1 protein-coding gene (only partly in view) is annotated in these 12,040 nt (G+C 76.0%); it reads right to left on the bottom strand.

Annotated elements, in window-relative coordinates:
• On the bottom strand, positions 1-12,040 hold the 5' end (the start) of the coding sequence (locus Q9R08_RS11405; RefSeq protein ID WP_308868134.1) for a hypothetical protein. 20,621 nt of this gene lie to the left of the window's left edge; only the first 12,040 of its 32,661 coding nucleotides appear in the window; its start codon is at positions 12,038-12,040; its stop codon lies off the left edge, out of view.

Genomic DNA, 12,040 nt, shown 5'->3' with positions numbered 1-12,040 from the left:
CGACCGCCGCACCGATGGTCGCGTCGGCGCCCTGCGAGGCCGAGCCGTTCGCAGACGATGCGGCGTCGGTGTTCGCCGCGCTCGCGAACATCGCGGTACCGCCGGCGGTGACGGCGATCGCCGGACCCACGACGGTCGCTGCACGCACTGTGGCGAGCGTGATCGCCACTGCTGCGGCGACGTTCACGCCGCCCTGCGAGGATTCGGCCTTCGGAGCGGTGGCCGTGCCGGCGCCCTGGCCGCCGTTCGCGGTCGAGGTGGAGTCGGCGTGCGTGCGCTCAGCCGCGATCGCCTGGTCGACGCCCGCGCCTGAGCCGCCGCCCCCGCCGCTGTTGCCGGGGGCGCCCGCCGCCGAGGCCGCCGCGCTCGCGGCGGACGACGAGACGCCCGACGCCTTCAGCGCGACGTCGGCGCCCGCCGTGAGGCTGCGGCGCAGCTCCGCGAATGCCGAGTGGTTCGCGATCGTCAGGGCGAGGCCGACGCCGACGCCAGCGTCTGCGGCCCCCAGTACGGCGGCCGAGGCCGTCGTGGCAGCGGAGGCCTTCTGCGTGGCGGTGGCCGTGAGCGAGCCGCTCAGCGACAGCAGCCCGCCGGTGCCGATGCGCGCCGAGGCGGTGACGTTCGAGAGCGTCACCGCGACCGCCGGCGACAGCGCCACATCTCCTCCGGCAGCGCCCATGCGCGCCTCGGTGACGGCCGTGTCGGCGGCGGTGGCGCCCAGCGTCAGGTGCCGCGCGCCGGTGAGGGTCGCCCCGTCGGCGACCTCTGCGAGCGACGTGTCGGTGACGAGGTCGAGAGCGACGGATGCCCCGAAGCCGACGTCTCCCGCGTCGGTGACTCCGGCTCCCGCCGGGAGCGCCTTCACGGTGCTCGACACGGCGCTCGCCGCGGTCAGAGCCGCGTCGCCGCCGGTGAGCGCCACCGTGCCGTCCAGCCCGGCGCGCGTGGAGTGGTTCACGACGGCGAGCGCGAACGATCCTGCTACCGAGACGTCGCCGCCGCCGGCTCCGGCGACCGACTGCGCCGACACGGTCGAGGTCTGATCGGCGCCGTCCGTCGTGACGGTCGCCGACACGATGAGGTTCCGTGCGGTGACCATGACGCCGGCGGGAACCGCGGCGCGGTTGACGATGTTCGCGAGCGTGATCGCGACGGCCGCGCCGATGGTGGCGTCGGCTCCCTGCGAGGCCGAGCCGTCGGCAGCCGACGCGGCATCCGTGTTCGCGCTCGAGGCGAGCATCGCCGTCCCACCGGCCGTGAGCAACACGCCGGAGGCGATGGACGTCTCCGCGGTGACCGTCGCGAGGGCCACCGCGACCGCCGCCGCGGCGTTCACTCCGCCCTGCGACGACTCCGCGGCGGGAGCCGAGGAGCCTGCGGCGGCCGCACCGCCGTTCGCGGCGGACGTCGACGACGCGTGGGAGCGCTCGGCTTCGACGGCCTGGTCGACGCCTGAGCCGGCACCTCCCCCGCCGCCGGAGTTCTCGGGTGCTCCCGCGGCTGACGCGGAGGCCGTCGACGACGAAGACGACACGCCGAACGCCCGCAGGCTCGCATCGACGGCGGCCGTGACGTTGCGGGCGAGGAGCGCGGTGACGGTGTGGCCGCTGATCGTCAGCGCGAGGCCGACTCCGATGCCCGCATCGCCGACGCCGAGCACGGCGGCCGATGCCGTGGTCGCCGCGCGGGCCTTCTGGGCGGCGGTGGCCGAGAGGCTCCGCGACAGGCCGATCGGCGCCCCGGCGCCGAGCACGACGGCGGTCGTGACGGTCGACAGGGTCACCGCGACGGCCGGCGACAGCGCGACGTCGCCGCCGGCGGCGCCCATGCGCGCCTCGGTCAGGGCACCCGAGTCGGCGGTGGACGCGAGGGTGAGGTCGCGCGCACCCGTGACGGTCGCGCCGGAGGACACCTGCGCGGTGGTGCGGTCGGTGATGAGGTTCATTGCGACGGATGCCCCGACACCGAGATCGCCCGCATCCGTGACGCCCGCGCCGGCCGGCAGGGCCGTCACCGTCGAGGTCACGGCGCTCGCCGCGCTCACCGTGGCGTCGCCGCCCGTCAGCACGGCGGCGCCGTCGAGCGCGGAGAGTGTCGTGTGCGTCACGACCGCCAGCGCGAACGAGCCCGCGACCGAGACCTTTCCACCACCGGCGCCGGCGACCGACCGGGCGCCGAACGCCGACACCGTGTCGGCACCCGAGGGCTGGACGCCCGTCTGCAGGGTCAGATCATGGGCTGCCACCGACGCACCGGCCGGCACGATCGCACGGTTCACGACGTCGGCGAGAGTGAGCGCCACCGCGGCGCCGATGGTCGCGTCGGCGCCCTGCGAGGCAGAGCCGTCGGCCGCCGAGGTGGCGTCGACGTTCGCGAGCGAGGCGAGCGAGACCAGCCCGGTCGAGGTGACCGTCGTCCCCGCCGCGAGGCGCGACTCCGCGCGTGCGGTGGCGAGCGTGACCGCGACGGCCGCCGCTGCGTTCACGCCGCCCTGCGACGACTCCGCCTGCGGCGTGGTGGCGGCACCGCTGGCCGACCCGCCGTTCGCGGTGGCGACCCCGTCGGCGTGGGCGCGCTCGGCGGCGACCGCCTGATCGACGCCGGTCCCGGCCGCGCCGCCGGGGTTGCCGGCGTCGCCGGAGTCCGCCGGGTTCTCGGGAGCGCCGGCCGCCGAGGCGGTCGCGGTGGACGTCGACGTCGAGGTGAGGAATGTCGCCAGTGTCACCGCACCGGCGGCGGTGACGCTCCGGGCGAGCTCGCTGAGCGACGAGTGGTTCGCGATCGCCAGCGCCACACCGAGCCCGACGGCCGCGTCCGAGGCGCCCAGCGCCGAGGACGAGGCGGTCGCTGTCACGGCGGCCTCGACCACCGCGTCGAGGTCGACGGTGCCGCCGACCGTGACGAGCGCACCGGTGCCGATGCGCGCCGTCGACACCACCGTCGAGAGCGCCACGGCGACGGCGGGAGACAGCGCGACGTCGCCCCCCGCAGCGCCCATGCGGGCCTCGGCCGACGTGGTGCTGCGCCCCGAGGCGAGCAGCGTCGCAGAGCCGGCGCCGGTGACCGTCGCCCCGTCCGCGATCTCGGCGACCGTGCGCGACGTGACGATCGCGAGCGCCACGGAGGCCCCGAACCCGAGGTCTCCGGCATCCGTCACGCCCGCCCCGGCCGGCAGCGCGGCGACGGTGGTCGCGGTGCGCTCGACGGCGTTCGCGGTCAGCGCGCCGCCGGTGAGAGCCGCGGTGCCTTCGACTCCGGCGTGCACGGTGTGATTGACGACGGCCAGCGCGAACGAGCCGGCGACCGAGACGCTGCCCCCGCCGGCACCGGCGACCGAGCGTGCGCCGAACGTCGACACGTCGTCGCCGTCCGTCACGGCCGTCGCCGTGGTGGTGAGCGCCCGGGCGGCGACCGTGGCGTCGACGGGGACGACGGCGCGGTTGACGACGTCGGCCAGGGTGAGCGCGACGGCCGCGCCGATCGTGGCGTCGGCGCCCTGCGATGCGGAACCGTCGGCCGACGACGAGGCATCGGTGTTGGTGCCGGTGAGAAGACTGACCGTGCCTCCCGAGGTCAGCGCCACGCCGGCCGCCAGCACGGACTCCGCGCGGACATCGGCGAGCGTGACCGCGACGGCTGCGGCGGCGTTCACACCGCCCTGCGACGACGACGCGTTCGGCGCCGTCGTGCTGCCGGCGCCGGCCCCGCCGTTCGCGGCGGATGTGGTCGAGGCGTGATCCCGTTCGGCCGCGACGGCCTGGTCGACGCCGTTGCCGGCTCCGCCGCCGCTGGAGTTCTCGGGGGCACCCGCGGCGGACGCCGACGCGGTGGAGGTCGATGTGGAGACGCTCGTGGCCTGCAGCTGCGCGGCGACGGATGCCGACGCGCTGCGTGCGAGCACCGCGGTCACCGTGTGCTGCGAGATGGCGAGAGCGAGCGAGAGCCCGATGCCGGCGTCGCCGGCGGACAGCACCTGCGACGAGGCGAGCGCGGTCGACGTCGCCCGCTGCGTCGCCGTCGCGCTGAGCGAACCGGTGAGGGCGAGCGGCCCGCCGGTTCCCAGCCGAGCGGTCGTCGTCGCCGTGGACAGCGTGACGGCGACCGAGGGTGCCAGGGCGACGTCGCCGCCGCGCGCGCCCATGCGCGCCTCGGTGCCGGCGTCGCTCCGGCCATCGGCGGAGACGGTGAGATCACGCGCACCAGACAGCATCGCGCCGTCCGACAGCTCGGCGAGCGTCGACTGCGTCACGAGCGCGAGGGCCACTGATGCGCCGACGCCCAGGTCGCCGGCGTCGGTCACGCCGATCCCCGCCGGCAGGGCCGCCGCCGTGGTCGCGGTGCGGCTGCCGGCGACCACGGTGGCGTCGCCGGCCGCCAGGGTCGCCGAACCGGCGATGGCCGCGCGGGTGGTGTGGGTGACCAGGGCCAAGGCGAGCGCGCCGGCGACCGACACCTTGCCGCCGCCGGCACCGGCCACCGACCGTGAGTCATAGGTCGAGATGCCGTCGCCGCCGGGCGCCGATGCGTCCGCGCGCACCTGCAGGCTCGCGGCCGAGACAGCGGCGCCTGCGCCGAGGTCGGCGAGGTTGTGGACCGTGGCGAGCGTGATGGCCACGGCGGCGCCGATCGTCGCATCGGCGCCCTGCGACGCCGAGCCGTCCGCGGACGACGAGGCGTCGGTGTCGGCGCGGGCGAGGAGCGTCACGGCGCCGGGCGACGAGACGACCACTCCGGGGCTCAGCAGGACGCTGTTGGCGATCGTCGCGAGCGTGACCGCGATGGCGGCCGCCGCGTTGACGCCGCCCTGCGAGGAGGCGGCACTCGGTGTCGCTGCGGCACCCGTGCCCGCGCCGCCGTGGGCGGTCGAGGTGGCGCCGGCGTGGGCGCGTTCGGCGGCCACCGCGTCGTCGACGCCCGAGCCCGCCGCGCCGCCCGGGTTGCCCGGGTCGGGCGAGTCGGCGCCGTTCTCGGGCGCACCGCTCGCGGAGGCGGTGGCCGTCGAGCTCGTCGTCGAGAGCATCCGCGTCTCGAGGACGACGCTGGCCGCCGTCACGCTGCGGGCGAGCATCACCGAGCCGGTGACCCCGGCGATCACCAGTGCGAGCGAGACGCCGACGCCGGCGGTGCCCGCACCGAGGACGATCGCGCCGGCGGTCGCCGCGGCGACGGAGCGCTGCGATGCGAAGAGCGAGAGCGCTCCGGTCACGGTCATCGCCGTGCCGGTGCCGATGCGGGCGACGGTGGTCGGCGTCGCCATCGTGACGGCGACGGCGGGCGCCAGCGCGACCTTCCCTCCTGCGGCGCCCATCCGTGCTTCGCTGCGCACCTCGAGGTCGCCCACCGCCATGACGGTGAGATCGGTGGCTCCGGTGAGGATCGCATCGTCGGCGACCTCGGCGTGCGTCGTGGCGGTGACGGCGGCGAGCGCGAACGATGCCCCGAGGCCCAGGTCGCCGGCTTCCGTCACTCCCTGGCCGGCAGGCAGCGCCTTCACCGAGGCCGCCAGGCTGCCGGCGGCGCTGATCGCGGTGGCACCGCCCACCGTCGCCGCGCCTTCGAGCGCGGCGCGCACATCGTGCGTGGCGAGGAGGATCGCCACTGAGCCGGCCACCGAGACCTTGCCGCCGCCGGCGCCCGCCACCGACTCCACCGAGAGGCGCGACACCGGGTCGCCCGGCTCTGCGAGGGCGCGCGCGGCGAGGGTGAGCTGCCCGGCGACGATCGTCACGCCGGCGGGCACGACCGCGGTCGCGTCCACGTCGACGAGTGCGAGCGCGACAGCCGCGCCGATCGTGGCATCGGCGCCCTGCGAGGCCGAGCCGTCGGCGCGGACGGTCACATCGGTGTCGGTGGCGGTGTCCAGTCGCAAGAGCTGAACGGCCGTCACGGTGATGCCCGACGCGAGATCGACCCCGGCTCCGATCGTCGCGACGACGAGCGCGACGGCGGCGGCGGCGTTCACTCCGCCCTGCGACGTCTCGGCGCTCGGTGCGGCGGCGCCACCGGTGCCGGCGCCTCCGTGAGCGGTCGAGACGGCGTCGGCGTTGTCGCGCTCGGCGCTGACCGCGGCATCCACCCCGCCGCCGCCGGCGCCGCCCGGGTTCGACGCGTCGCCCGAGTCGGCGCCGTTCTCGGGCGCGCCGGCCGTCGAGGCGGTGGCGTGCGCCGTCGCGTCGGACGCGGCGTGGGCCAGCAGATCGACCTGCTGGGCGGTGAGGCTCCGTGCGAGCGCGGTGCGCGTCGAGTGGTTCGCGAACGTCAGCGCGACGGCCGCGCCGATGCCGGCATCGCCCGCGCCCACGATGATCGCTCCCGCGGTCGAGCCGGCCGTCGCCTTCTGGACGGCTGCGGCCTGCACCGCGCCGCTCGCCGTGACGAGCGTCCCCGAGCCGATCCGGGCGAGGGTCGACACGTCCGAGAGCGTCACGGCGACCGCGGGCACCACGGCGACACCGCCGCCGGACGCCCCCATGCGCGCCTCCGTCGTCGATGTGCTCGCGGAGTTCGCCAGGATGGTGAGCGCAGTCAGCCCGGGCAGTGCCGCGCCGTCGCCGACGCCCGCGATCACCGCGACCGTGACGAGCGCGAGCGCGACGGACGCGCCGAGGCCGAGGTCGCCCGCGTCCGTGACCCCCTGCCCCGCGGGAAGGGCTGCGACGGTCGTGGTGGCGTCCGCCTCGGACGCGATGGTCACCGCGCCGCCGCCGGCCGATCCGTCGACGGTGGCGATCGTCGCGCGATCCACGATCGCCAGCGCCAGGCTGCCGGCCACCGAGACCTTGCCGTCCCCCGCTCCGGCGACCGAGCGCGCGCTGGTCGTCGAGGTGGTATCGGGACCGTCGGCCACCGTCGCGGACCGCACCGTCGTCGACGGTGCGGTCACGCTCGCGCCGGCCGCGATGGTGGCGCGGTGCGTGAGCGTCGACAGGGTGAGGGCGACGGCCGCGCCGATCGTCGCGTCACTCCCCTGCGACGCCGAGCCGTTCGCGTCGGAGGCGGCATCCGTGTTCTCGCCCACGGTGATCGTGACGGCCCCGCCTGCCGTGAGGGCGGCGCCCGGCAGGACGGATGCCTCGACCGACGCCGTGACGATGGTCACGGCCACAGCGGCGGCGGCGTTGATCTGGCCCTGCGAGGTGGCGGCGCTCGGAGCGGCCGCGGTGCCCGCACCCGAGCCGCCCGCGGCGGTCGCGATGTCGTCGGCGTGGTCGCGCGCCCCACCGACGGCCGCGTCCACGCCGCCGCCCGCGGCGCCGCCGGGGTTCGAGGCATCCCCCGAGTCCGCCGGGTTCTCGGGTGCACCGGCCGCCGATGCCGCGGCGGTCGAGGACGAGGACGAGACCGAGCCGGCGCCGAGCGTGACCGCTCCGGCGGCCGTCGCCGCGCGTCCGAGCGTCGCGCGCACCGTGTGGGTGGACACGGTGATCGCCAGTCCGAGACCGACAGCCGTGCCCGCCGACGTCCCGGTCGCGGCGCGCGCCTCGGTCGATGCGGTCGCGCGCTGCGCGGCGCTGACCAGCAGCGCGCCGGTCAGCACGATCGCGCTGCCTGCGCCGATGCCCGCTGTGGTCGACACCGTCGAGAGGGTGACCGCGACGAACGGTGCGACCGCGGTGTCCGCTCCGCGCGCCGACCCCTGTGCGACGGCCGATGCGGCATCCGCCGTGCTCGCCGTCACGTTCACGTCGTCCGCGCCGGTGACGGTCGCACCGTCACCGATGGCGGATCGGGTGTGGTGGTCGACGCTGGTGAGGGCGAACGACGCACCGATGCCCGTGGTCGGCGTGCCCGCTCCGGCATCGGCGAGCAGTGCGCGCGTCGTGGTCTGCCCGGCCGACGAGGCCGAGATCGTGAGCGATCGATCGGCGCCGGCGAGAGTCACGGCCGAGCCGGTGGCCAGTCCTGCGGATGTCGTGAGGACGACGACGGAGATGGCGACGGATCCGGCGACCCCGAGGTCGCCCCCGGATCCCTGCCCGGCGGTGGCGGTGGTGGTGAAGCGGTGCGAGGCGTCGGATGCGCCTGCCGCGTTCTGCGGGGCGATGCCCGCGATGAGCTGGAGTGTGTCTGCGGTGATGCTGGTGGAGGGGCCGACCTCGGCGCGGACGGTGACATCCGCCAGGGTGATCGCGACGGCCGCTGCGATCGTGGCGCCGCTCGGGGGTCCGCGCGTCGCGGGCGAGCCGGTCGCGGTCGACGAGGCCGACAGGTTGCCGAGCGCCTCGAGCCGCACCGTCGGCGCGACGAGCGCGATGCCCGACACCGACACGTCGGCGTTCAGCTGGTGGATGGTGAGCGCGAACGCGGCGGTGACCGTCACCTCGCCCTGCGGGGTGCTCGGCGTCGGGATCGGCGTCGAGCCGCTGCCGCCGGTCCCGTCGCCGGCGGCGCCGGCTGCGGGCGCGACGCCGTCGGCCCAGGTGCGGGCGTCGGTCGCCTGGGCGGCCGGAGTCTGGGCGGCCGGCGAGCCGTCGGCGGGAGCGCCGGTCGCCGACGCGGACGCGGTCGTCGCGGACGACGCCATGCCGGTGGCGTTCAGCGTGATCGCCGCCGCCGTCAGGTCGCGGGCGAGTTCGGAGCGCACCGCGTGGTCGGCGAAGGTCAGTGCGATCACCGCCGAGACGGCGGCCCCGTCCTCGGCGCTGACGTTGCCGGTGGCGGTCGTGACGACGGGAGCGATCTGGTTGGCGGTCGACGTGTAGGTTCCGGTCAGCGTGAGCGGGGATCCGGTGCCGAGCCGCGCCAGCGTGGTGACGTTCGAGATGTTGACGGCCATGACCGTCGAGATCGCCGCCTCCGACGCCACCCCGCCCTGCGCCTCGGCGGTGGCCGGCGACGTGGATCGCGCGGAGAGGCTCAGGTCGGCGGCGCCCGTGAGGGTCGCGCCGTCGCCCACCTCGGCGATCGCCCGATCGTTGGCGATGTTGAGAGCGATGCTGGCACCGATGCCGGTCGTCGCACCGGCGAGGGTTCCGGGCAGCGCACGGGCGATGGTGTCGTTGTCGCCGGTCGCGGCGAACGCCAGGTCGGCTCCGGGTGCGGTCACCGTGACGCCGCTCAGGATCGCCGCACGGGTGAGGAAGCTCGCGATGTTGACGGCGAGCGCACCGGCAGCGCCGACCATCGACGCGCCGCCGGCGCCCGACACGGACTGCGCACGGTACTCGTTCACGCCGGCAGCGGTGCGCGGCGCGGCGGTGGCGGATGCGGTGACCCCCGTCGCGGTGAACGCGACGTTGCCGATGCGGGCCTCGGTGCGGGCGTTCGCGAGGTTGACCGCGACGCCGACGCCGACGCCCGCGGCTGATCCGCCGACCGCCGAGCCGTCGGCCTCGGTCACGGCCGAGCCGGACGAGACCGCGGAGACGGCGACGCCCCTGCCACCCGCCGTCACCGCAAGGGGCGAGGCGCTGCCGACCGAGGCGACGGTCTCCTGATCGAGGTCCGAGAAGGCCAGCGCGCCGGCCACGCCGATCGCGCCGCCCGGCGCCGAGGCGAAGCCGCCCGGCTGGGACGCCGTCGCGGTGGTGGCGCCCGGCGATGTGCCGTTCGCCGTCGATCCGCCGGGGCTCGCCGTCGCCTTCGTGAGGAGAGTGTGGGTCGAGTCGGCCATGACCGTGAGGGCCCCACCGGCGACGATGCCCGCGGGCGACGTGCTGTCGATGATGGCCGCCGTCCGGGTCTTCGCCGTCGTCGTCGCGATGGCAGCCCCCGCGGTGGCGGCGGTGGCGTCGGCGGTGGTCGTCGCGGTCGTGACGGTGGTCGCCGAGATGCTCACTGCTCCCGCCGCCTGCACCGAGGCGGTGTCGGTGATCTCGGCCACCGCCGAGTTGTCGATGGTCGCGTGGGCGACCGCGGCATCGACCGCGGCATCCGCTCCGGTTCCCGTCGAGGTGGTGACCAGCGTCGCGGTCGACGAGCTCGCCAGCGACACCGTGCCCTGCGCCTCGATGCGCGAGCTGCCCGCCAGTTGCACGAGCGCCGACGCGACGCTCTCGCCGACGGCGAGTCCGACGGTGGCTCCCGGGTCGGCGGTGTTGACCGCGGTGGCGGTCGCCTCGACGTTGCCGCCGCGCACGATCGCGTCGGTCAGGATGACCTCGGCGATCGCGGGCGTGTCGTCGGTCGTGGTGGCGGTCGCGGCCAGGGTGACGTCGGCGGCGCCGGCGTCGAGAACGCCGCCCGGGCCGACCACGACGCGCGTCGCCTCGAAGCGGAAGGTCACGCCGTGGAACGTCAGGGTTCCGACGATGCGGATCGTCGCGCCCTTGCCGGTGCTCTTGAGGACGAACGAGTCCAGCGGGCGGACCGAGTGGGACTCGAACGCGTTGGCGAGGCTGCGCACCAGGATGTAGCCGATGTTGACGGCATCGGGCGCCACCTCGATGGTGTCGTCGTCGGTCGCGTCGGCGAAATCGAAGTCGGTGACGTCGGCGGGTCCGATGGGCTCGAGGCCGTCGTAGGCGAGGGTGGTGCCGCCGACGATCAGCGTGCCGGACTGCGAGCCGCTCGGGCGCGAGGTCACGGCGCCGTGCGCCCCGCTGAACCGCAGCACGTCGTAGCCGCCGGCACCGCCGTCGACTCGGCCGATGCGTCCGCCCGGAGCGACGACGAAGTCGTCTCGATTGCCTGCCGCCCCCTGGAGCACGTCGAAGCCCGAGAAGCGCTGGCCGGCGACGCTGCCCGTACGCTCCCCGTCGATCTGCCACGTCGTGTCGGCTGCGGGACCGCGCAGCACGTGACCGCCGCCGACGGCGACCAGCTGGCCGACGCCCGAGAAGGCCGTCGCGCCGACGGATCCGCTGCCGGACCCGTCGCTGTTCCAGATGACGCCGGCTCCGCTGACGGCGAGGGCAGATGCCGAGGTGACGGTGACGGCGATGCCGAGCGAGGCCGGGAGGCTGACACGGCCGCCCGCTGAGATCGTGAGGGTGGTGACGGATGCCGCAGCCCGCCGGGTGGTCACGCCGTCGGCGACGATCACCAGGTCGGTGCCGTCGAGCGAGACCGACACGTCGCCCGCCGCCGTCAGCTGCCACGGGCCCGGCTGCTCCGCAATCGGTTCGGCCGAGTCGGCCGGGTCGGCCGGTGTCGCGGCCGGGTCGGACTCCGTCGGCGTGTGCTCCGTCGCGGTCTCGTCGACGACCGGCGCGGTCGCAGGCTGCTCGGCCGGCGTCGACGACTCGGTCTCGGGCGCCGCGGGCTGCTCTGTGGCCGCCGGTCCGGCCGGCTGCTCGGCGGGTTGCGGGGCGGCGTCGGTGCTCGATGTGCTGCTGTCGCCGGTCGCACCGGCGCCGGCGTCATCGGCCGGTGCCTCCGCGGTCGTGGTCTCGGCCTCCGATGCGGTCGCATCGAACGGGCGCACCGCCAGCATCGCGGGCGCGCCGTATATCGCACCGCCGGCCGCCTCGGGCTGGTTCTGCGTCGGCGTCGGGTCGGGCGTCGGCTCCGGGCTCGGCGTGGGCGCCGGCGTCGGCGTCGGCGTGGGGGTCGGGATCGGCGGCGTCGGCGGCTCGGGCGGATCCGGCGGCTCGGGCGGCGTCGGAAGACCCGGGATCGTCGGCGTCGGCGGGGTCGCCGGGCCGCTTCCGATCGTGCCGGGGTTCACGGTGCCGGGACCGCACGTGAGGCTCGTCGAGCTGGTGCTCGTCGTGGACGAGTTCGTCGTGCCGCCGCCGGCCTGCGGGGTCGAACCGGTCGACACCTGCTGGCAGTTGGGTCCGAACGGGGATGCCGGCGCGGCCGGGGTGGCCGGGGGCACGACGACGACGGCGATCGTCGTCCGGGTGCGCGGCGGCGTCACGGTCACCGGGGCGGAGGGAGCGGCCGGGAGCACCTGCTCGACCGGCGCGAGTTGGGGAGCCGGCTCCTCGCCGAGGTCGACGGGGCCGATGAAACGCGGGGCCTCGAGGGGCGCGACCACGTTCATTGCGGGTTCGATCGGGGCGGCGACCGCAGGAGAAGCCCAGGTCAGCTGCGAAAGCACGAGCGCAGACGCGACGATGGCGACGACCGCGGTCCTGTACCGGCCGTGCGCCAT

Origin of the sequence: Microbacterium psychrotolerans (assembly GCF_031085295.1) — a bacterium.
GTDB lineage: Bacteria > Actinomycetota > Actinomycetes > Actinomycetales > Microbacteriaceae > Microbacterium > Microbacterium psychrotolerans.
The sequence above is the reverse complement of the archived record's forward strand: the minus strand, read 5'-3'. Positions and strand labels throughout refer to the sequence as shown.